The sequence below is a fragment of the Nocardioides insulae DSM 17944 genome (assembly GCF_000422825.1).
Lineage (GTDB): Bacteria > Actinomycetota > Actinomycetes > Propionibacteriales > Nocardioidaceae > Nocardioides > Nocardioides insulae.
The window spans coordinates 804,752-824,481 of sequence record NZ_KE383929.1; the positions used below are offsets into that span (position 1 = coordinate 804,752).

At 70.1% G+C, this 19,730-nt stretch carries 22 protein-coding genes and 1 tRNA gene; 6 read left to right on the forward strand and 17 right to left on the reverse strand.

Annotation, left to right across the window (positions count from 1 at the left end):
* Positions 1 to 30: 30 nt before the first annotated feature.
* On the reverse strand, positions 31 to 1,389 hold the full coding sequence (locus tag G515_RS0118205; RefSeq protein ID WP_028661307.1) for an LLM class flavin-dependent oxidoreductase: 1,359 nt from the start codon (positions 1,387 to 1,389) through the stop codon (positions 31 to 33).
* A gap of 176 nt (positions 1,390 to 1,565) precedes the next feature.
* Between G515_RS0118205 and G515_RS22285 the strand changes: the two genes are divergently transcribed.
* Positions 1,566 to 2,489: a LysR family transcriptional regulator gene (locus G515_RS22285; protein ID WP_051218554.1), complete on the forward strand. Its 924-nt coding sequence runs from the start codon at positions 1,566 to 1,568 to the stop codon at positions 2,487 to 2,489.
* 19 nt (positions 2,490 to 2,508) lie between these two features.
* On the opposite strand, the gene G515_RS0118215 is transcribed toward G515_RS22285, so the two are convergent.
* The 9 genes from G515_RS0118215 to G515_RS0118255 all read right to left on the reverse strand — a co-directional run bounded on the left by G515_RS0118215 (position 2,509) and on the right by G515_RS0118255 (position 10,439).
* Positions 2,509 to 3,183, reverse strand: coding sequence for a DsbA family oxidoreductase (locus G515_RS0118215; protein WP_028661308.1), 675 nt, complete (start codon positions 3,181 to 3,183; stop codon positions 2,509 to 2,511).
* Entirely contained in the window at positions 3,183 to 3,320 is a 138-nt protein-coding gene (locus G515_RS23400; protein ID WP_157571184.1) for a hypothetical protein, read from the reverse strand. The genes G515_RS0118215 and G515_RS23400 overlap by 1 nt, the downstream gene beginning before the upstream one ends.
* 29 nt (positions 3,321 to 3,349) lie before the next feature.
* On the reverse strand, positions 3,350 to 4,552 hold the full coding sequence (locus tag G515_RS22290; RefSeq protein ID WP_211221076.1) for a YibE/F family protein: 1,203 nt from the start codon (positions 4,550 to 4,552) through the stop codon (positions 3,350 to 3,352).
* A gap of 221 nt (positions 4,553 to 4,773) precedes the next feature.
* Positions 4,774 to 4,850, reverse strand: a tRNA-Met gene (locus G515_RS0118230).
* Positions 4,851 to 4,911: 61 nt separating this feature from the next.
* Positions 4,912 to 7,917: a UPF0182 family membrane protein gene (locus G515_RS0118235; protein WP_028661309.1), complete on the reverse strand. Its 3,006-nt coding sequence runs from the start codon at positions 7,915 to 7,917 to the stop codon at positions 4,912 to 4,914.
* The gene (locus G515_RS22295; RefSeq protein WP_245565466.1) at positions 7,914 to 8,525 is read right to left on the reverse strand and encodes a PPA1309 family protein; all 612 of its coding nucleotides are present in this window, start codon (positions 8,523 to 8,525) and stop codon (positions 7,914 to 7,916) included. The genes G515_RS0118235 and G515_RS22295 overlap by 4 nt, the downstream gene beginning before the upstream one ends.
* The gene (locus G515_RS0118245; protein WP_028661310.1) at positions 8,522 to 9,574 is read right to left on the reverse strand and encodes a YlbL family protein; all 1,053 of its coding nucleotides are present in this window, start codon (positions 9,572 to 9,574) and stop codon (positions 8,522 to 8,524) included. The genes G515_RS22295 and G515_RS0118245 overlap by 4 nt, the downstream gene beginning before the upstream one ends.
* 72 nt (positions 9,575 to 9,646) lie before the next feature.
* Complete coding sequence (locus G515_RS22300; protein ID WP_169570694.1) at positions 9,647 to 9,937, reverse strand: hypothetical protein; 291 nt, start codon at positions 9,935 to 9,937, stop codon at positions 9,647 to 9,649.
* 73 nt (positions 9,938 to 10,010) lie between these two features.
* Complete coding sequence (locus G515_RS0118255) at positions 10,011 to 10,439, reverse strand: molybdenum cofactor biosynthesis protein MoaE (RefSeq protein ID WP_028661311.1); 429 nt, start codon at positions 10,437 to 10,439, stop codon at positions 10,011 to 10,013.
* Between the two features lie 45 nt (positions 10,440 to 10,484).
* Here G515_RS0118255 and G515_RS0118260 point away from each other — a divergent pair, with 45 nt between their 5' ends.
* The gene (locus G515_RS0118260) at positions 10,485 to 11,834 is read left to right on the forward strand and encodes a zinc-dependent metalloprotease (protein WP_028661312.1); all 1,350 of its coding nucleotides are present in this window, start codon (positions 10,485 to 10,487) and stop codon (positions 11,832 to 11,834) included.
* The gene (locus G515_RS0118265; protein WP_028661313.1) at positions 11,831 to 12,391 is read left to right on the forward strand and encodes an NUDIX hydrolase; all 561 of its coding nucleotides are present in this window, start codon (positions 11,831 to 11,833) and stop codon (positions 12,389 to 12,391) included. The genes G515_RS0118260 and G515_RS0118265 overlap by 4 nt, the downstream gene beginning before the upstream one ends.
* A gap of 63 nt (positions 12,392 to 12,454) precedes the next feature.
* Here the strand turns inward: G515_RS0118265 and G515_RS0118270 are convergent, their stop codons facing one another.
* Positions 12,455 to 13,000, reverse strand: coding sequence for a M48 metallopeptidase family protein (locus tag G515_RS0118270; protein ID WP_036555990.1), 546 nt, complete (start codon positions 12,998 to 13,000; stop codon positions 12,455 to 12,457).
* A gap of 53 nt (positions 13,001 to 13,053) precedes the next feature.
* Positions 13,054 to 14,106 carry a PHP domain-containing protein gene (locus tag G515_RS0118275; protein ID WP_028661315.1) on the reverse strand — a complete coding sequence of 351 codons (1,053 nt, stop codon included), beginning with the start codon at positions 14,104 to 14,106 and terminating at the stop codon, positions 13,054 to 13,056.
* Between the two features lie 532 nt (positions 14,107 to 14,638).
* Between G515_RS0118275 and G515_RS23530 the strand changes: the two genes are divergently transcribed.
* Both G515_RS23530 and G515_RS0118285 read left to right on the forward strand, forming a co-directional pair.
* The gene (locus G515_RS23530) at positions 14,639 to 14,797 is read left to right on the forward strand and encodes a DUF5679 domain-containing protein (RefSeq protein WP_091051197.1); all 159 of its coding nucleotides are present in this window, start codon (positions 14,639 to 14,641) and stop codon (positions 14,795 to 14,797) included.
* Between the two features lie 186 nt (positions 14,798 to 14,983).
* Positions 14,984 to 15,817: a hypothetical protein gene (locus tag G515_RS0118285; RefSeq protein WP_028661316.1), complete on the forward strand. Its 834-nt coding sequence runs from the start codon at positions 14,984 to 14,986 to the stop codon at positions 15,815 to 15,817.
* A 7-nt stretch (positions 15,818 to 15,824) separates the two neighbouring features.
* Here G515_RS0118285 and G515_RS23535 read toward each other — a convergent pair whose 3' ends face one another.
* The 5 genes from G515_RS23535 to G515_RS0118310 all read right to left on the reverse strand — a co-directional run bounded on the left by G515_RS23535 (position 15,825) and on the right by G515_RS0118310 (position 19,291).
* A complete protein-coding gene (locus tag G515_RS23535; RefSeq protein ID WP_169570697.1) occupies positions 15,825 to 15,989 on the reverse strand; it encodes a hypothetical protein in 165 nt (54 codons plus the stop codon).
* 133 nt (positions 15,990 to 16,122) lie between these two features.
* Positions 16,123 to 16,353, reverse strand: coding sequence for a hypothetical protein (locus G515_RS23680; RefSeq protein ID WP_245565467.1), 231 nt, complete (start codon positions 16,351 to 16,353; stop codon positions 16,123 to 16,125).
* The gene (locus tag G515_RS0118300) at positions 16,350 to 16,664 is read right to left on the reverse strand and encodes a WhiB family transcriptional regulator (RefSeq protein ID WP_028661318.1); all 315 of its coding nucleotides are present in this window, start codon (positions 16,662 to 16,664) and stop codon (positions 16,350 to 16,352) included. The genes G515_RS23680 and G515_RS0118300 overlap by 4 nt, the downstream gene beginning before the upstream one ends.
* Before the next feature lie 137 nt (positions 16,665 to 16,801).
* Positions 16,802 to 17,029 (reverse strand): hypothetical protein, encoded by a 228-nt coding sequence (locus tag G515_RS0118305; protein ID WP_028661319.1) that lies wholly within the window; start codon positions 17,027 to 17,029, stop codon positions 16,802 to 16,804.
* 210 nt (positions 17,030 to 17,239) lie between these two features.
* On the reverse strand, positions 17,240 to 19,291 hold the full coding sequence (locus G515_RS0118310) for an ATP-dependent DNA helicase UvrD2 (RefSeq protein WP_051218555.1): 2,052 nt from the start codon (positions 19,289 to 19,291) through the stop codon (positions 17,240 to 17,242).
* Positions 19,292 to 19,391: 100 nt separating this feature from the next.
* Here G515_RS0118310 and G515_RS0118315 point away from each other — a divergent pair, with 100 nt between their 5' ends.
* Positions 19,392 to 19,637, forward strand: coding sequence for a mycoredoxin (locus G515_RS0118315; RefSeq protein ID WP_028661321.1), 246 nt, complete (start codon positions 19,392 to 19,394; stop codon positions 19,635 to 19,637).
* Positions 19,638 to 19,730 lie beyond the last annotated feature (93 nt).

Consider the following 19,730-nt stretch of genomic DNA (forward strand, 5'->3'; position numbering starts at 1 on the left):
ACGTACGGAGGGCGCGGAGGGGACGACGGATCAGACCGCAGCGCCGAGCCGGTGCCGGGCGGTGGTGTGCCGGTTCTCGGGCACGGACAGGCCGAGGTGGCCACGGAGGGTGGAGGACTCGTAGTCGCCGCGGAAGACGCCGCGGTCCTGGAGGATCGGGACGACGTCCTCGACGACCCGGCGGAAGTTGGCGGGATGGTCCAGTCCGATGTTGAACCCGTCGCAGGCCCGCGCCTGCCACCATTCGATGAGCTTGTCGGCCACGGTCGTCGGCGACCCGACGAACTCACTCCTGCGGAAGTGCCTGGTCGACTGGACCGTCTCGCGCAGGGTCCAGCCGTTCTCGAGGGCACGCTGCGTGATGGCCCGGGCCTGGGTGTAGAAGGATCGCTCGCCGTGGCGGAGGGCCTCGCCCGGAAACGGCGCGTCGAGGTCGTACTGGCGGAAGTCGTGCCACCCGAACGGCCGGCCGAACTCGGCGAGGGCGGCCTCGAAGGTGTGGTCACGCTGGTTGTTGGCGGCTTCGATCTCGCGAGCCTCCGCGTCAGTGTCACCCACGACGATCTTGACCCCCGGCATGATCACCAGGTCCTCGGGACGCCGGCCGAACCTGTTCACCGCCCGACCCTTGATGTCCTCGTAGAAGGCCTGCCCGGCCGCGATGTCCGCGGCGTGGGTGAAGATGCCCTCCCCCACGCTCGCACCCAGGTCACGCCCCTGGTCGGAGTCGCCGGCCTGGAAGATCACCGGGTGGCCCTGGGCGGATCGCACCAGGTTGAGCGGGCCGCGGACCTTGAAGTAGGTCCCCTCGTGGTCGAGCACGTGCTGCTTGGCGGGGTCCAGGAAGACCCCCGACTCGCGGTCCCGCACGAACGCGTCGTCCTCGTAGGAGTCCCACAGGGCCCGTGCCAACTCGACGTACTCCTGGGCCCGTCCGTACCGGGTGTCGTAGTCGAAGTGCTCGTCGAGGCCGTAGTTGGTCGCGGTGCCCGCGTCGCCCGTGGTCACGACGTTCCAGCCCGCCCGGCCTCCGCTGATCAGGTCGAGGGATCCGAAACGTCGGACCAGGTTGAAGGGGCTGTTGAAGCTGGTGGTCGCGGTGCCGACCAGGCCGATCCGCTCGGTCTGGGGCGCGAGCGCGCTGAGCAGGGTGAGCGGCTCGAGCCGGTTGAGGTAGTGGGGCGGCGAGTACGGCGTGATGAACTGGCTGTCGACGATGAAGAACAGGTCGAACCTGCCCTGCTCCGCGAGCCGCGCCATCTCGGCGTACCACGCGATGTCGACACTGGCGTCACCCGGGATCTCCGGATCCAGCCACAGGGTGTGGCTCCCGGGGCCGCCGGTGCCGTAGGGCACGGCACCGAGATGCATCACGCGCTTCGAGGTCATGGACCGCCTCCGTCTGTCACGAGTTGATGTCGAACTGGGTGTCGCGGGCCGGCACATCGCCGACCTGTTGACTATTCTCTATCAACTTAGTGCAGATAAGGGGAACGCTTCCAACGGCGTTTCGCCATCGCCGGACATCACGATTCGTGATCGTTAAGTGTATTAACCTGCTCGACATGCAGAGATATCTGGATCTGGTGCCCCTGCGCAGCTTCGTCGCGATCGCCGACTGTGGGGGATTTCAGCGGGCGGCGACCTCGCTGCACCTGAGTCAGGGGGCAGTGAGCCAGCACGTACGCCGCCTCGAGGCGGCCATCGGTCGGCCGCTGCTGGAGCGGCACGGCCGGGGCTCGCGGTTCACCGCGGCCGGCGAGCAACTGCTTCCGCGGGCCAGGCGGCTCCTCGCTCTGCACGACGACACCGTGCGCGACCTGGCCGAGGGTGCCGAGGAGGTGGTCACGATCGGGACGACCGAGCACGCCGCCGCGCAGCTGCTCCCCCGGCTCACCTCGACCCTGGAGCAGACCGCACCCGAATATCGCTTCCGGTTCCGGATCGACCGGGGACAGCGCCTACGGGATGCCCTGGCCAGCGGAACCGTCGACCTGGCCCTGCAGATCGACTCGCCCGATCAGCGGGGGCTCCCGATCGGCGACCTCGCGCTCACCTGGTACGCGGCGCCCGGCTGGCGACGCGGGTCGCCCGACTCGCCGGTGCCGGTCGTCGCCTTCGACAAGCCGTGCCCGCTGCGAAATCGGGCGGTGGACACACTCACCGCCTCCGGTCTGACCACCGCGGTCGGCGCTGAAGCACCGAACCTCGCCGGCGTGCACGCCGCGGTGGCCGCCGGCCTCGGCGTCGCGCTGCTGGCGACACTCGGCGAGACGCCGGCCGGGCTGGTCGAATGCTCTGACCTGCCGGAGGCCCAGCCGGTCGCCCTGTCGGCCTGCCCACGGCAGGGTCTCCCACAAGAACTGGCGGAGCGAACCGCAGCCTCCCTGCGTCCGCTACTGGCGCCGGCGGCATCACGGCGCCACCCGACGGGCCGGACCGGCGCCGCGGACGATGAGCCCGACCTCATCGGCCACGCGGCCGACTGAGGTGGGCAGTCGGCCGGCGTCAGGCAGGTGACGCGCCGCGGGCCTGGACGGCGGTGTCCAGCGCCTGGCGGAAGACCTCGACGGGCTGGGCCCCCGAGACGGCGTACTTGCCGTCGAATACGAAGAAGGGCACCCCGCTGATGCCCAGCCGTTGAGCGAGCGCGATGTCCTGCTGGACCTCCTCGGCGAAGGACTCGGTGCCGAGCACGGCCAGCGGCTCCTCGCGCGGCAGACCCGCCTCCGCGGCCAGGTCGGCGAGGACCTCGTGGTCACCGACGTTGCGCCCGTCGGTGAAGTAGGCGCGGAACAGCGCCAGTATCAGCGCGTGCTGACGCCCCTCACCTGCGGCCCAGTGCGCCAGCCGGTGGGCGGGCAGCGTGTTGGTGGGTAGGGCGCGGTCCAGGTGGTAGTCCAGACCGATCTCGGCGGCGCGCGCGGAGACCTGCTCGTTCATCTCGACGGCCTTGTCCCGCGAGGTCCCGAACTTCTCGGCGAGATGGTCGGCGAGGTCGAGGGTGGCCCCTTCGGGCAGCTCGGGCATGAGCTGGTAGCTGTGATAGCGGAGCTCGACGTCGAGACCGGACGCCTCCACGGCCTGGGCCAGGAGAGTGTCGCCCATGAAGCAGAAGGGGCACACGATGTCGCTCCACACGTCGACGGTGACCTTCTCCGCCGAGGGGTCGAGGGCGGCCATCAGGAGCACACCCCGTCAGCCGTGCACACGCCGAAGGCGGAGTCCTCGGTCGAGACCGTCACGAACGGCGAGATCCCCTCGGGCCCGTGCGGCTGCTCGCCGGGCTGCGGCGTCTGGTCTGTCGTCCCTGTGCTCACGTCATGGCTCAACCTAGGACCCTCGCCGGCTATTCCGCCGTGCTGTACCGGCGGAAGGTGAGGGCGGCGAGACCCGTCGTGATCGGGACGGCGGCGATCAGGCCGAGGGTGGCGACCACGCTCCGCACGATCTCCTGGGCGACCAGCTGGTCGGTGACCACGTCCGCGATCGGCCCCTGGGCCGCGACCAGCAGGATCAGCAGCGGCAGCGAGGAGCCGGCGTAGGCCAGGATGATGGTGTTGACCACCGACGCGATGTGGGCGCGTCCGACCCGGCTGCCGGCGCGGTAGAGCTGCACCGCGCCGTACTCCGGGTTCGCTCGGGCCAGCTCGGTGACGGTGGCGGACTGGGTGACCGTCACGTCGTCGAGCACACCGAGCGATCCGATCACGATCCCGGCGAGCAGCAGGCCCTCCATGTTGACCGAGTGAAGGGTGCCGACGTACGTCGAGGTCTCGTCGGTGAATCCGGTCAGATGCAGTGCGGAGACCGCGAACGCCGAGAGCAGGCCGGTGAGGGTGAGGCTGACCAGGGTGCCGAGCACCGCGACCGTGGTCCCGAGGCCGAAGCCGTGGGTGAGGTAGAGGACGGTGAGCATGATCGCCGCGGACCCCACGATCGCGACCAGCAGCGGTGGTTGCCCGGCGAGGATCGCCGGCACGACGAAGAAGAGCAGCAGGACGAACGTGACCGCCAGCCCACCGATCGCAGTGAGACCCCGCCATCTGCCGAACGCCACCAGGGCAAGCGCGAACGCCCCCAGCAGCACCCACAGTCCAGTGCCCCGCTGGTGGTCCACGACCGCATAGATCATGCCGTCGGGACTCTCGGTCTGGGTCAGGACGACGTCATCGCCCACCTCGATCTCCGGGGCGCCCGGTCCGCTCGGCAGGGCCACCTCGACCTCCCGGCCCACGGCACGCTCGGTGTCCGATTCGGTGATCTCCACCCGGGCCGTGCCGCAGCCGTTGACCTGGACCGCGGCCTGCTCATCGGCCTGTTCGGCGGTCTGGTCGGGCTGCTCGGGGCACGCTTCCCGCTCGATGGCGGTGACCTGCCCGCTGGACTGGGCAGCAGCCTCACCGTCCTCGGGCGAGGGCACGCCGTCGGTGGGCCACAGCCACACCAGTGCTGCCAGGGTCGCCACCGCGATCGGCACGATGACGGCGAAGGCGAGCCGTCGCATCCGGGCCGACTCGGGCGCGGCCTGGTGTGCATGCTGACCGCCCATGGTCAGCGATCGTATCGGCCGCCCGCTCGTCGCCGGTCGCGGCAGGTAGGTGCCCGGCGGCCGCCTCCCCCGCCCCCAGTCCACGCGGGTCTGGCCTGACCCAGCTCCGGGTCGTCGCAGGCGGGCCGACCCGAACGGCCGCCCGGTCGGCACCCGAGAAACACAACAGCGGGCCTACCTGTTGGTAGGCCCGCTGCTGTCGATGTCTACCGACATCACATTGGTAGCGGGGGCAGGATTTGAACCTGCGACCTCTGGGTTATGAGCCCAGCGAGCTACCGAGCTGCTCCACCCCGCGTCGGTGAACACAACCTTACGGGCCGGGGCTCCCGCCGCCAAATCGACGGCGGGACCCCCGGTCAGCGCAGCAGTTCGGTGGCCTGGTCCACCTTGGCCTGAGCCTGCTTGAGCAGGTTCTCCCGCTTCGAGTAGTTGCCGTTGGCTCCGGCCTGCTGAGCCTGCTCGAAGAGGTCCTGAGCCTCGTTGAGCAGGGTGGTGACCTGCTCGGTCACACTGCCGCTCGGCGCGGGTGCCGGCGTACCGCCGTTGCTCTGCGACGGAGAGGGCGACGTCGAGGGTGAGGTGGACGGCGTCGTCCCCGACGTGTCCGGTGAGACCGACGGATCCTCGCTCGGCGCCGCCAGCGCTCGGCCGATCGCCTCCCCGAGGGTCTCACCGAAGCCGACCCTGCCCGCATAGGAGACCATCACGTAGGCGAGGGTCGGGTAGCTGGCGTCGTTGAGCGAACGGACCGCATAGACCGGGGCGATGTACATCAACCCGTCCTTCGCGGTCGGCACCGTGATCAACTGCCCGAACAGCGGGTCCGCACCGGATCTGCTGAAGTCACCGACGGCCTCGGCGATGTCGCTGTTGGTGGTCATCAGGTTGAACGCCTGGCCGGGACCCTGGGTGATGTTGTCGTTGCGCTCCAACACCCTGATGGTGCCGTAGTCCTCCGAGGTCGCATCGGAGTTGGCGGTCATCACCGCCGCCAGGTTGCTGCGCTCGAACGGCACGAACGTGGAGGAGATCGACCACACCTCCTGGCTGGCCGCGTCCTCGGGCGCCTCGTCGGTGGCGGTCTCGTCGACGAAGGTGCGGTACGGCGCCATGTAGGTGTTCTGGTTGTCCGGGTCGCGCGGCACCGCCCACCGGTCGTTGCCCCGCAGGAAGTCGACGGGGTCGGTCACGTGATAGCGGGCCAACTGGTAGCGCTGCGCCTTGAACATGTCCTCCGGGTAGCGCAGGTGCTCCAGCAGGTGCTCGGGGATCTGCGACTTCGCCTTCACGACGCCGGGGAACGCCTCGGACCAGGCCTGCAGGATCGGGTCGTCCTCATCCCATTCGTAGAGCGTGACGGTGCCGTCGTAGGCGTCCACGGTGGCCTTGACGGCGTTGCGCATGTAGTTGATCTCGTCGGTCGGGATCGTGCGCAGCCCCGTGCCCTCCTGCTGTAGCGAGTCGTCGGTCATCGTCTGGTACGACTCGAGGTCGGAGCTGGGGTACTTGTCGGTCGTGGTGTACCCGTCCAGCACCCAGGTGAGCCGGCCGTCCGCGACCACCGGGTAGGGGTCCTCGTCCAGGGTCAGCCACGGAGCGACCTTCTGCACCCGTTCGGTGGGAGTGCGGTCGTAGAGGATCTCGCTGTTCTCCCCGACCCGCTCGGAGAGCAGGAAGTTCGCCTGGCCGTACTTGATCGCATACATGAACTGCCGGAAGGTCGACCCGATCGGGACGCCGCCCAGACCGTCGTACGTCGTGGTGTTGTCCTGGCTGCCGTCCTCGCCCTCGGCCTCGGTGCCGGTCTCACGGGCGGGCAGATCGAGCTCGACCGCGGGCTCACCGTCGGCTCGGCCGGCCACGACGTAGTCGGCGCTGCGCTCGCCGAAGTAGACCCGATCCTCGAACTCGCCCGGGCCTTCGGTGACCAGATCGTCCTCGGTGGGCTGACGGCCCTCGGCCCACTGGATGTCGCGGCTCTCGGTCTGGTTGCGGATGTCGCGGTGGTTGGCGTACGCCGCGATCACGCCGTTTCCGTGGGTGTAGACCGTGTGCAGGTTGGTCCAGTTGCGGTCGCCCTCGCTGATGCCCTCGGTGTCGAGCTCACGGACGCCGAGAGCGACCGCGCGCTGGTTGCCGGCGATCTCGTAGTGGTCGACGTCGAGGACCTCGGGCACGGTGTAGTAGGCCCGCCCCTGCTGGGTCTCCTCGAAGAGCTGCTTGACCAGCATCGGGTCGACCACCGGCTGCGAGCTCACCTGGGCGTCCAGACCGATGGCGGTGGCGTTCTCCACGGTCGCGCCCGCGGTGTAGTCCTCCATCCGGACGTGTTCGTCGTCGATGGCGAAGGCATCCCGGGTGGCATCGATGTTGATCCCGAGGTAGCTGGCCTCCTTGTCCTGCTCGGAGGGCCGGACCTGAACCCCCTGCACGATGGCCGGCCACACCAGCCCGAGCAGGATCGCGGACAGCACCAGCAGGGAGACGCCCACCGAGGGCAGCAGCCAGGTACGCCGCCAGATGTTGACGAAGAAGAGGGCCGCGCAGATCACCGCGATCCCGGCCAGCACCGCCTTCGCCGGCAGGACGGCGTGGTCATCGGTGTACCCGATCCCGGTCATCAGCGGCCCGTTGCCGTGCACGAGGTCGTAGCGGTCCAGCCAGTAGTCGACCGCCTTGGCGAGCACGAAGATGCCGAGCATTACCGAGACCTGGATCTGGGCGGTGCCGGTGAACCGCTCCCCCGCCGGCGCCTGCAGCCGGATCCCGCCATAGAGGTAGTGCACCACCAGGCTGACCAGCACACCGACGATGGCGGCGGTCATGGTGAAGTCGATGAGGAAGTGGTACCAGGGCAGGTCGAAGACATAGAAGCCGATGTCGCGGCCGAAATGGTCGTCGTTCTGGCCGAAGTCGCCGCCGTTGCGCCACAACATGTACGTGCGCCAGCGCGCGGAGCCGGCCGACCCGGCGAAGAGGCCGGCGATCGCGGAGACCCCGACCAGCAGCCAGACCCGGATGGGGGTGACGGCCTCGCGGTACCGGTCGAGCCCGCTCTGCTCCGAGGAGAGCGGACGCAGGTCCGGTCGGGCGCGGTAGGCGAGGATCGTGCAGGCCGCCACCACGGCGGCCATCAGCAGGCCGAAGCACAAGAAGAGCCCGATCCGGGTGAGGAGCATCGAGGTGTGAACGCCCTCGTACCCCAGGTCGTGGAACCACAGCACGTCGGTGTAGATGGTCGCGAAGGTGGTCAGCCCGAAGAACAGCAGCACCAGCACGGCGCCGGTGATGATCAGCGCACGTCCGCGGCCGCCGCTGCGCGGTGGCGCCTCGCGGGGGTCGTCGTCGAAGAGCTCGCTCACGGCTGCTGCCTCCCCTGGTCGGTGCCGGCCTGGCCACCGGTCTCCCCCGCCGACTGGTCGGCGCCGCCATCATCCAAAGTGGCCCGCAACCGGTCGAGCAGGCCGGGCACCAGATCGGCCCCGCCGACGACCGAGGCCGCCTCGTCGTGTGCCCGCAACCGCAGTGCACAGTACGCCGAACCGGACCGGCTGACACCGGCCACGATCCGGACCTCCTGCCTATCCGGGTGCTCGCGCGCGAACCGCTCGGCCTCCGCCGGATCCTCGGGGATCTCGGCATCGACGTCGGGCGGGAGCACCAGTCGCTCGACCACGGCCGCGCAGCCTGCCACCTCCGGCGGCCACCCGATCGACTCGAGGGCATCCTCCAGCACGACACCGGGCGCGAGCTCGTCCTGCTCGATCGGCGTGATCGAGCCCGCGGCAGCGGAGCTGTCCAGCCCCATCAGCGAGGCGAGCGCCGGCTCGCGGCGTACCAGATCCGCCGTCTCGACCAGGGCATAGAGCCGCGCGGGACGATCCCAGCCACCCTCCGCGGCGTGTTCCTCGATCTCCAGGACGGCGGCGGCCAGTGCGGGATCCTCGGGCAGGTCGGTCAGCTCGGTCACGAGTCTCCTCCACAGCTGGGCAGGGTGGCGTCGGGGTCCTTGACCCAGGCCTCCACAGCGTCGGTCGCTTCCTTCATCGTCTCCACCCGTACCAAGCGGATGTCATCGATCGGCGTCCCCACGGCATCGGCGCAGTTGTCCGCCGGCACCAGGAAGAGTTCGGCGCCGTCCCGGCTGGCCCCCGCGATCTTCTGCTGGATGCCGCCGATCGGGCCGACGGCCCCGTCCGGGTCGAGCGTGCCGGTGCCGGCCACGATGTTCCCGCCGGTCAGCGATCCCGGGGTCAGGTCGTCGTAGATGGCCATCGAGAAGATCAGGCCGGCGCTCGGACCACCGATGTCCTCCCCCAGATTGATGGTCACATCGATCGGAAGGTCGTAGCCGAGGCCGAGGGTGACACCGATCAGCTTCGTCCCGTTCTCGACGGTGGGCTCGATGTGGACGCTGCGTGAGGTGTCGCCCCGCTCGATGTCGACCGACACCGGCTGGCCCTCCGGGGTGTGCTGGATCCGGGTCACCGCATCGTCGGCCGACTCGACCGGGTGGCCGTCGATCGCCGTGATCACGTCGCCGGTCTCGAGCACGCCCTCGGACGGCGACCCGGGCGTCACCGCGAGCACCTCGAGGTGCTCGGGCACCTCGTATCCCGCGGCCTGCAGCGCCACGGCTGCGGCGACCTCCTGGGAGGAGCCCATCTGGGCCGCAGACTCGTCCTGGTTCTCCTGAGTCGTCGTGCCCTGCTCATAGACCGCGTCGTAGGGGTAGACGGCGTCCTCGTCGCTCGCCCACGCACCCAGCAGGGTGAGCAGATCGACCTTCGCCTCCGGCTGAGTCTCGGTCACCGTCGTCATCCGGAGCTCGCCGTCGTCGGCGTAGGTCTTGTGCCCGCTGATCTCCACGATCGGGCTTCCGTCGCTCCGGTCACCGAGCACGTCGAGCGTCGGTCCGGGCCGGTAGATGACATAGGGCAACGGCATGAACCACGCCAGCGCGAACAGCACGAGCACCAACGGGGCCGCGATCAGGCCGGCGAGGGTGCGCTGCTTCATGAGGCACACCTTCTCATCACCGACCAACCCCGTGGCGGCGCGGTCCGCCACCCGGCGCCCCGGGCCGCCGGATCAGCCGGTCGGGCGCGTGGATCCGTCCTGGCTCAGGGTCTCCGAGCGGGCCCCACCCACCGCCGTGTCGGTACGGCGCGAGGGCCGCACCGCGAGTCCGGTGGACCGATCACGGGCGGGCGTCGGGGCGGCGTACCGGACGGGTCGGGAGCTCTGCAGGCCGCGCTCGAGATGGCGGACGGCGTCCTCACGGCTCGCCTCGACGGGGCGCTCGCGCCCGGCCCAACCGGCCCACAGCATCGCGATCAGCGTCACGACGCCGGCCGGCACCAGCCACAGCAGGATCTCCACGCCGTCCAGGGTAGGAGCGCACCGCCCCCAGGCCGCGGAGGCACACCGTCACCACGGCGCGGAGCCCAACGGTTCAGGGCGAGCCGACCCACTCCTCACCACCGTCGGAGAAGCGCTGGTGCTTCCAGATCGGCACCTCGGCCTTGAGCGTGTCGATCAGCGCCCGGGTGGCGGTGAACGCGTCGCCGCGGTGTCCTGAGGTCGTCGCCACGATGACGGCGACATCTCCGATCGCCAGGGTGCCGACCCGGTGGAGCGCGGCAACGCCGTGGACGGCGTACTCCTCGGCGACCCGGTCGCACACCTGCGACATGCGGGCGGCCGCACTCGGATGGGCGGAGTACTCGAGGCCGGTCACTCCACGGCCCTGGTCGTGGTCGCGCACCCGCCCCACGAAGATGGTCAGCCCCCCGGCGGCCTCGCCCTCGAGGGCCGCGGCGACCTCCGCCACGTCGAGCGGGGTGTCGCGGATCTCGCACAGGGTCACGGCCGGATGGGTCACAGGTCGACGCTACCCAACTTGTCGTTCGCGCGTACGGTGGGAGGCATGAACGACAAGCCGGGGCCCGAGGATTCCTCCGACGACCAGAACCCCTTCAAGGGCACGCCCTTCGAGGCCATGTTCGGCATGTTCGGCGGTGCTCCCGGCGGAGCCGGCGGACCCGGCGGGCAGATGCCCGACCTCAACCAGATCTTCGGCCAGATCCAGTCCCTGATGCAGCCCTACGACGGCCCGCTCAACTGGGAGGCCGCGGAGGATCTGGCCCGCAAGACCGTCGCCCAGCAGCCCGACCCCTCCCCGACGCAGCGGGAGAAGGACGCCGTCGCCGACGCCGTCCGGCTCGCCGACGTGTGGCTGGACGGGACGACGTCCTTCCCGTCCGGGGTGCGCACCGCGACCGCGTGGAGCCGGGCCGAGTGGCTGGTCAACACCTTCGAGGTCTGGAAGCTGATCATCACTCCCGTGGCGGAGTCGTCGGTCAACTCGGTCAACTCCGAGTCACTGCCCGAAGAGGTCCGCGCGATGGCCGGTCCGATGATGGGCTTCCTCGGGAAGGCGGTCGGCGCACTGATGGCCAACCAGGCGGGCACCGGCCTCGGCACCCTCGCCGGGGAGGTGCTCAGCGGCACCGCTATCGGCGTACCCCTCACCGCGCCCGGCCGGGCCGCCCTGATCCCCGCCAACGTCCCGGCCTTCGCCGAGGGCTTGGGTGTGTCCGAGGACGACGTCCTGCTCTTCCTTGCGCTGCGCGAGGCCGCCCACCTCCGGCTCTTCGCCGCCGTGCCGTGGCTGCGCGACCACGTCATCGGCGCCGTCACCGAGCACGCTCAGGGCGTGGAGCTCGACATGAGCAACATCCAGGAGCGGATGCAGGACCAGCTGCGCGGGATCAACCCGCAGGATCCCGCCTCGATGCAGCAGATGCTCGAGGGCGATCTGTTCGCGATCCCCGAGTCCCCCCGCCAGAAGGCGGCCAAGGAGCGGCTCGAGGTCGTGCTCGCCCTGGTCGAGGGCTGGGTCGACGAGCTGGTCACCCAGGCGACCGAGGAGCGGATGCCGAGCGCGGCCAAGCTGCAGGAGGCCTGGCGACGCCGTCGGGCCCTCGGCGGTCCGGCCGAGCAGACCTTCGCCACCCTCGTCGGTCTGGAGATGCGGCCGCGCCGGCTGCGCGACGCCGCCACCCTGTGGGGTTCACTGCGCACCCGACAGGGCATCGAGGCGCGTGATGGCGTGTGGATGAGCCCCCACCTGCTGCCCACGGCGGCCGACCTCGACGACCCCCTCGGCTTCCGGGAGGGCGCCGAGGCACCGGACGAGCTCTCCGAGGTCGACTTCGACGCCGAGCTGCGCAAACTGCTCGACGGCGGCTCCGGCGACAGCGACTCCCAGGAGTGAGCCTGCACGCCGACGCCGTCGGCGTGCTGCGGGCCTGGCCGGCGCCCTCCCCTGCCCAGGACCAGCTCCGCCGGCAGTACGTCGAGCACCTGGCCGCCCACACCGACGGTGTGTTCCGAGAGTGTCGGCCCGACCACCTCACCGCCTCCACCCTGGTCCTCTCCGCGGACGCGACCCGGGTGCTGCTGACCCTCCATGCCAAGGCTGGGCGCTGGTTCCAGTTCGGCGGACACCTCGAGCCCGGCGATGCCTCCCTGCTGGGAGCAGCCGGCCGCGAGGTCACCGAGGAGTCCGGGCTCGGGGGGCTTCGGCTCGACCCGGATCCGGTGCAGTTGAGCAGGCACGCCGTGCCCTTCTGCGGCACGCCGCGGCCCGGTGAGACCGGCGTCGTGCATCATCTGGACGTCCGGTTCATGGCGGTGGTTTCCGATGACGCCCCTCACGCGGTCAGCGAGGAGTCGCTCGCCGTCGGCTGGTGGCCGGCCGACGAACTGCCCGACCCGGACCCCGATCTGGTCGAGCTCGTGTCACTGGCCCGGCAACGGCTCTCCCACTGACGCCTCTGCCCCGGCCTTTCCGCGGTGCGTCGTCCGGGCCCGCGTTCAGCGCGTTCAGCGCGTTCAGTCGGCGTCCTCGAAGTCGTCCGGGGTGGGGCCGAGGGGGTCGCTCTGGTGGGCGGCCGCGGTCCAGCCGGCGAGGTACCCCTTGGCGCGCTCGGCCTGCGGGAAGCGGTTGACCCACCCCCAGAACCGATCGTTGTGACCCGGCTCGAACAGATGGGCCAGCTCGTGCACCAGGACGTAGTCGATCACCCACGACGGCATCCCCTGCAGCCGGTCGGAGAGTCGGATGGTGCGTTCTCCCGGCGTACACGACCCCCAGCGGGACTGCTGGTTGTCGACCCAGCGGACCGACTCGGGCACGGCGATTCCGCCGAAGTAGGTGTCGCTGAGGCTCAACGCACGGTCGAACAGGTCCTCGTCGGAGGGGCGGAGCCGCTGTTCGCGCTTCTCCAATCGCGCGACCATCGCCGCCACCCATTGCTCCTCCTCGGCCGGGGAGAGGCTCGCCGGGACCAGGACGATGATCCGGTCGCCGTCACGATAGGCCGAGACGGTACGCCGACGCCGCTTGCTGCGGCGTACCTCCACCTGTGGCTGGCCCATTCTCGGACTCTAGCGTGTTAGATACCCCACACGCGGGCGTGTCCGAGGATGGGTCAGTTCCGCGCCCAGGCCAGCAGCCGGTCGCGGGGCCAGGTGTTGACGATCCGCTCGGCCGGGATCCCCGCCGCTTCGGCCCGCTCGCAGCCGTACACCTGGAAGTCCAGTTGACCGGGCGCGTGCGCATCGGAGTCGATGGAGAACAGACAGCCCAGGTCACGGGCCAGCTCCAGCAGCCGGGTCGGAGGGTCCCGGCGCTCGGGTCGCGAATTGATCTCGACGGCGACCCCCTCCTCCGCGCACGCGGTGAAGACCGCCCGGGCGTCGAAGTCGCTCGGAGGCCGCGTGCCCCGCTGGCCGGTGACCAGCCGACCGGTGCAGTGACCCAGGACGTTGGTGTGCGGGTCGCGCACCGCCGTGATCATCCGCCGGGTCATCGCGGCCCCGTCCATCCGGAGCTTGGAGTGGACGCTGGCCACCCGGAGATCGAGCCGATCCAGCATCTCCGCGCTCTGGTCGAGAGAGCCGTCCTCGAGGATGTCGACCTCGATCCCCCGGAGCAGGGTGAAGCCCTCACCTGTGTCGGTGCCCCCGCCCAGGTGCCGGTTGACCGCGTCGATCACCTCCAGTTGGCGCCCGAGCCGGGCCGCGGAGAGCCCGTGCGCCACGGTGAGCCGAGGGCTGTGGTCGGTCAGGACGAGGTAGTCGTGCCCGAGTTCCATGGCGGTCATCGCCATCTCCTCGAGGGGCGAACCGCCGTCGGACCAGTCCGAGTGCGAGTGCAGATCACCGCGCAGTTGGGCGCGGAGCTCGGCACCGCCGGCGGTCAAGGGGCCGCCGTGGTCGCGCTCGGCCTTGGCCAGCCTGGCTGGGAGTTCGCCTCCCAGGGCCTGGTCGATCACCTCGGCCGTGCTCGTACCCACCCCTGACAAGTCGGTGAGACGGCCCTCCTGGGCGGTACGCCGCAGCTCGGCCTCGCCGAGCGGGAGGATCGCCGCGGCCGCCCGCCGGTAGGCCTTCACCTTGAAGGTGTCCTCGCGACCACGCTCCAGGAGGAAGGCGATCCGCCGGAGCGCCGCGATCGGGCCGCCGTCGTACGGGTCTGTCACGTGGCGTCTCCCTCCAGAAGATTTCGTCCACAACCGGCCGGCGGTCATTCTCGCAGGTCAGTCCGGTCGGCACCGGTCCGGCACCGTTCGCCGTCCACAGCCGAACCCACACCGCCGGGCCCACCGTCCACGGCATCTCGCACTTGTGCACAGGTGTGTCCACAGCGTTATCCACAGGCTGTGCGGAGAGGCCGTTGACCGCGTCGACCGTGGCTCCTATGTTCGTCGACGAAGGGGCCCACACCGGCCGGCGAGCTTGGCAAGGGGAAGGCGAAGCTCGCGTAGCGCGGTGTGGGCCCTTCGCCCGTGCGTTGGGCCGACAGCCCCGTTCTCGTCCACTCCGGCGGGCTCTCCTGGGGTCGCGGAGCATGGTCAACGCCACGCTCGACACGGCGCGCCGCGCCCGTGCGCGAGCGAAGCGTGGCGCCGTGTCGTAAGGTCGAATCGCCCGTCGCACATCGAGGGGCTCCGGCGGGCTTCCCCAACAACCCCGTCGCGACGACCAACATGGAAACTAGGCAAGGAGGCCGTCATGGCGGAGACCTGGAGCGGCGAGTTCTACTGCGTCAAGTGCAAGGAGAAGCGCGAGGCGACCGGTGAGATCCGGGTGAACGACAAGGGCACCAAGATGGCGAAGGCCGTCTGCCCGGTTTGCAGCACGAACCTCAACCGCATCCTCGGCAAGGCCTGAGCACCTGCTCGACAGGTGAACTCGTCCCGCGAGTTCACGACGGCGCCGACCGGCTCAGCCGGTCGGCGCCGCGGCATGTCGGCGCCCGATCTCGGCGCCCGATCTCGTGCGCATGGATCTCGTGCGCATGGATCCCGGCTGTGGATGACTCGGGCAGTGGTGTGACGGGCTGTGTCACAGTGCCGCATGTCCACCTCCGACGCATTGCGGCTGCGCCCGGGCCTCCCTGTGCTCCGGCGCGACGCCGGGCACCTACAGGTCGGCGTCGACCCACCGATCTGTGTCGTCCTTCCTGACTCCCAGGAGGTGCGGCGGCTGCTCGATCAGCTCGCGGAGGGAGCCACGGCTCCTCCGCCCGGACCACGAGCGCGGCGGGCCTGGGAACTGCTTCTCGCCGCCGAGCTGCTCGTCGACGGGGCCACCGCCGACGCCGAACCCGCGCTGGCGATGGCGCACGGCCCCGCAGCCGCCGCGCGTCGTCGTGCCAGGGCCGCGTTGCCGGTGTTGCTCGATGTGCCGGCAGCGCTCGCCCTGCCGGTGCGCCGTGCGCTCTCGAAGGCTGGGCTGGCAGTGGTGGAGGATGCCGACTCCGCCGCGGTGACGCTGGTGGCCGACGCCGGCGTCGTACGCCGTGAGCGCGTCGACGAACTGATCCGTGCCGATCGCACCCACCTGGTCGTGCACGGCGGCCCACAGCACTGGACGGTCGGGCCGTTCGTCGTACCGGGGTCGACCGCGTGTCTGCGCTGCCTCGACGCGGAGGCGAGCGAGCGCGATCCGCGCCGAGCGTTCGTCCTCGAGCAGGGTCACCGGGTGCGCATGCCCGTCGATCCCCTGCTGCGCGACCTGGCCCTCGGCTGGGCGGTGCACGATCTGGTCCGCTATGCCGAGGGCGAACGTCCCACGACCTGGTCGACCACCGTCTCGGTGGGCCTCGGCTTCCCCGAGCAACGCACCTGGCGGCGACACCCGCATTGCGGCTGCGGATGGGATCTGGTGCTGAGCGACCCGGCCTCCTGATGCCTGCTCACCACTGGTCGGAGTCGAGCTTGCCCTCCATCATCCGGAGGTGCTCGCGTGAGCATGCGGTGCAGAAGTTCTTCCGTCGACCGTGCTCGACCCCCGTGGTCCAGGTGAGGAGCCGCGCCGGATCACTCTCCCGGCGGCCGCACAGGTCACAGCTGCGTTCCATCCGCCCACACTAGTGGCATGAAACGACCGGCCCGCCCAGCTGAGCTGGGCGGGCCGGCCTTCACCCGCGATCAGGGTGAGGAGGTGCGCCGCCCGGTGCCGGTGAGTGCCGTTCACCGGGCGACGACCCCACGTCACAGGACGCGGGCCAGAGCCAGTCGCGCCTGCATCGCCGCCTTCTCAGCCTTGCGGCTGAGCCGGCGGGCACGAGCCAGTTCATGGCCCGTCTCCCGGTCATGCGCCTCGCCAAGGCGCGCGGCTATTTGTGCGCGCGCCAGGTCTTCGTGGATCAAGTTCATCTCGCTGCTCCTGATTCGAGGATCGGTCATCTCAGTCAATTCTTCTCTCGGGATGGCGCTGCTCACGCGGCGACCGGGTTCTTGCGGGGACGGCCTCGCGGGCGCTTGCGCGGGATCACCGCGCCCTGCAGGAAGAGCTGGCCTCCCCACACGCCCCAGGGCTCTTTCCTGGCCATCGCGCCGTCGAGGCAGAGAGCCTGGACGGGGCAACCGGCACAGAGCTCCTTGGCTAGCTCCACGTCGCCGGGCGACTCGGCGAACCACAGCTCGGGGTTGTTCACCCGGCAAGGCAGCAGTGCGTCGTCGACCCGGTCGGCCCGGTCGTGCAGAGAACCCAGACTCGGCGCCTCCGGACGCTCGAGGACACTGGCTGTCATCGTGTACCTCCTCTCGTTGACCTGATCGCGGTGGATGGTGGATCGGTGTTGGCGAGTTCTCTTCGCAACAGGGTGAGAAGCGAAAAGCCGCGGATCCCTGGTCGGGATCCGCGGCTTGGAGGCTGCCGGTCAGTGCATCAACCGGGTAGAGATCTCCAAGACTTGGTCCCCTGGACGTGGCCATAAGCCACGTCGACCTGGGAGAGGGCAAACTTCGGGTCGCGAACCTTGGCGGCGGTGGCCGTGGAAACGCAGATGTCGCCCTGGACGCGAACGAACGCGGACGCACCGGGGGTGGCCGGACGCACGAAGGCCGGTCGGATCGCGGTGGTCGCGCTCATCAGCTGGTTCATGATCGTGTTCATCGGGGCCACCTCCTTCGGTGTCAGGGCGCCGGGTTCGTCAGTCCCGTCGGTGCGCTTGGGCAGGTGTAGAAAACCTAGCGCTCGCGCTGGAAACCGCGCAAACGAATTAATGCCAGATTCCGAAAACTTTCTGACGGCTTCTCGGCGAGGCCGTCAGTCTTGGATTCACCGACGAGCATCCGCCCCGAAGACGGGCACAGGAGGCCCGTCTCAGACGGACTCGGCGACCAGAGCGAGCACGGGATCGCCGTAGTGGTCCAGCTTGCTCCGCCCCACCCCCTGCACCCGCAACAGCGCCTCCGGCGAGGTCGGCTTGAGCTCCGCGATCGCCTCCAGGGTGGCGTCGGTGAAGACCGTGAAGGCCGGCTTGTTGCCGGCGGCCTCGCGACGCCACTCCCGGAGCCGCTCGAAGAGCACCTCGTCGTACGCCGCCGGGCAACCCTCGTGCCGCATCCGCTTCTTCTCCGCGGCGCTCCCGAGGGGGTCGCCGCAGCTCTTGCACATCCGCGCTCCGCCCGCCCTGGCCGGGCGCCCCGCCCGGTGGGTGGTCTCGCGCAGCGTGTGCGGCAGCAACGGCGCGAGGAACCGCGACGGCTTGCGCCCGGCCCGACCGCCCGGCTGGCGGGCCAGGGCCCAGGAGACGTGCAGATCGAGACGGGCGCGAGTGAGCCCGACGTAGAGCAGTCGGCGCTCCTCCTCGAGGGCGGTCTCGGAGTCGAGCGAATGGGTGAACGGCAGGGTGCCCTCCTGCAGCCCGACGGCGAAGACCGAATCCCACTCCAGCCCCTTGGCGGAGTGGAACGTCGCCAGCGTCACTCCTTCGGCAACGGGCGCATGCTGCTCCGCCTGACGCCGGTCGAGCTCGGCGACGAAGCCCTCCAGATCGCCCCCCGTGGTAGCGAACTCCCGGGCCTGATCGACCAGCGCGGTCCAGGATTCCCAGCGGTCACGGGTCTGCCCCCGGCCCTCGGGCGGCTTGGAGGTCCACCCCATCCCGGCAAGTGTGCCGTGCACCGCCTCCAGCAGCTCCTCGTCACGGGCCGCACCATCACCCGAGCGGGCGGAGCCGCGGATCCGGGTCACCGCCTCCTTCACCTCCGGACGGTCGAAGAACCGAGCGGCCCCGCGGATGACGTACGGGATGCGGCGGGCGCTCAGCGCCTCCTCGAAGGTCTCCGACTGGGCGTTGATCCGGAACAGGACCGCGACCTCGGAGTAGGGCCGCCCCTGCGCATGCAGCCGGAGGATCTCGGCTGCCACGGCCTCGGCCTCATCGACCTCGTCGTCGCGCTGGGCGTAGGCGACCTCGACACCCGGCGGGCGTTGGGCACGCAGCTCGACCCCGCGACTGCTCGTGCCGGCCAACAGGTTGTTGGCCGACTCCACGATCTGGGGCGTCGAGCGGTAGTTGCGCACCAGCTCGACGGACGTCGCGCCGGGGAACTTGGCGGGGAAGTCGCGCAGGAAGGCGGCGTCGGCCCCAGCAAAGGAGTAGATCGTCTGGGCGGGATCACCGACCACGCAGATCTCGTCACGTCCACCGAGCCACAGGTCGAGCAGGGCGGACTGAAGTGGGGAGACGTCCTGGAACTCGTCGACGACCAGCCATTTGTACTGTCGGCGCACCTGCGCGGCGACCCGCTCGTCCTCGGCCAGCAGGCCGGCGGTGAGGAGCAGGACGTCCTCCATGTCCATCCGCCCCTGGCCACGCTTGACCTCCTCGTAGCCACTGAAGATGCGCGCCACGGTGGCAAGGTCGAGCTTGCTCACCTCCCGCCCGCGCGCGGCCGCGACCTTGGCGTAGTCATCGGAGTGGACATTGCTCACCTTGGCCCACTCCACCTCCGAGGCCAGGTCACGCAGGAGCGGCTGATCGACCTGCAAGCGCAGCCGCCGGGCGGCGTTGGCCAGGATCGGGATCTTGGACTCGGTCAGCTGAGGCAGCTCGGTGCCGTACACGTGTGGCCAGAAGTAGCGCAACTGGCGCAGCGCGGCGGAGTGGAACGTACGCGCCTGCACGGCGCCCGCACCCATCCCCCGCAGCCGGCCCCGCATCTCCCCCGCGGCCCGCGCGGTGAAGGTGACCGCCAGGACCTCGGTCGGCGCATACACGCCGGTCGCCACGCCATAGGCGATGCGATGGGTGATCGCCCGCGTCTTGCCGGTGCCGGCACCGGCCAGCACCCGCACCGGCCCCCGCAGAGCCTCCGCGACGCGACGCTGCTCCGGGTCGAGGGCGGAGAGCAGGGACTCAGGGGTCATGCGGGGAACAACTCCGATGGTCGAGAACGTTGGCAGAACGCGGGAGCCGGCTGCTCCCACTGAACTCCACACACCCTAGATCCCGGAGGGGACAGAACTGATGGCTGCCTTCACGATGTACACCACGCCCTGGTGTGGTTACTGCCACCGCCTCAAGTCGCAGCTGGACCGCGAGGGCATCGAGTACACCGTGGTCGACATCGAGCAGGAGCCGGAGGCGGCGCTCGTGGTGGAGCAGGCCAACGGTGGCAACCAGACCGTCCCCACGTTGGTGTACTCCGACGGCGCCGCGATGACAAACCCCTCCCTGGCCCAGGTCAGGGAGAAGCTGGCCGCGCTGCGTTGATCGGCGCGACCGTGTCGTGCTCGGCCGTGCGTGCAGAAACCAAAGTGCACCGCCTGCGCGCGACACGCTGCCGCGCTGCGTTGACCGGCGCGA

What these genes read in the sequence shown, in the direction of transcription:
- G515_RS0118205 (WP_028661307.1), bottom strand. Translation starts at nt 1,389, where the DNA reads ATGACCTCGAAGCGCGTGATGCATCTCGGTGCCGTGCCCTACGGCACC.
- G515_RS22285 (WP_051218554.1), top strand. Translation starts at nt 1,566, where the DNA reads ATGCAGAGATATCTGGATCTGGTGCCCCTGCGCAGCTTCGTCGCGATC.
- G515_RS0118215 (WP_028661308.1), bottom strand. Translation starts at nt 3,183, where the DNA reads ATGGCCGCCCTCGACCCCTCGGCGGAGAAGGTCACCGTCGACGTGTGG.
- G515_RS22290 (WP_211221076.1), bottom strand. Translation starts at nt 4,552, where the DNA reads ATGGGCGGTCAGCATGCACACCAGGCCGCGCCCGAGTCGGCCCGGATG.
- G515_RS0118245 (WP_028661310.1), bottom strand. Translation starts at nt 9,574, where the DNA reads ATGAAGCAGCGCACCCTCGCCGGCCTGATCGCGGCCCCGTTGGTGCTC.
- G515_RS0118260 (WP_028661312.1), top strand. Translation starts at nt 10,485, where the DNA reads ATGAACGACAAGCCGGGGCCCGAGGATTCCTCCGACGACCAGAACCCC.
- G515_RS0118270 (WP_036555990.1), bottom strand. Translation starts at nt 13,000, where the DNA reads ATGGGCCAGCCACAGGTGGAGGTACGCCGCAGCAAGCGGCGTCGGCGT.
- G515_RS23530 (WP_091051197.1), top strand. Translation starts at nt 14,639, where the DNA reads ATGGCGGAGACCTGGAGCGGCGAGTTCTACTGCGTCAAGTGCAAGGAG.
- G515_RS0118285 (WP_028661316.1), top strand. Translation starts at nt 14,984, where the DNA reads ATGTCCACCTCCGACGCATTGCGGCTGCGCCCGGGCCTCCCTGTGCTC.
- G515_RS23535 (WP_169570697.1), bottom strand. Translation starts at nt 15,989, where the DNA reads ATGGAACGCAGCTGTGACCTGTGCGGCCGCCGGGAGAGTGATCCGGCG.
- G515_RS0118300 (WP_028661318.1), bottom strand. Translation starts at nt 16,664, where the DNA reads ATGACAGCCAGTGTCCTCGAGCGTCCGGAGGCGCCGAGTCTGGGTTCT.
- G515_RS0118305 (WP_028661319.1), bottom strand. Translation starts at nt 17,029, where the DNA reads ATGAACACGATCATGAACCAGCTGATGAGCGCGACCACCGCGATCCGA.
- G515_RS0118310 (WP_051218555.1), bottom strand. Translation starts at nt 19,291, where the DNA reads ATGACCCCTGAGTCCCTGCTCTCCGCCCTCGACCCGGAGCAGCGTCGC.
- G515_RS0118315 (WP_028661321.1), top strand. Translation starts at nt 19,392, where the DNA reads ATGGCTGCCTTCACGATGTACACCACGCCCTGGTGTGGTTACTGCCAC.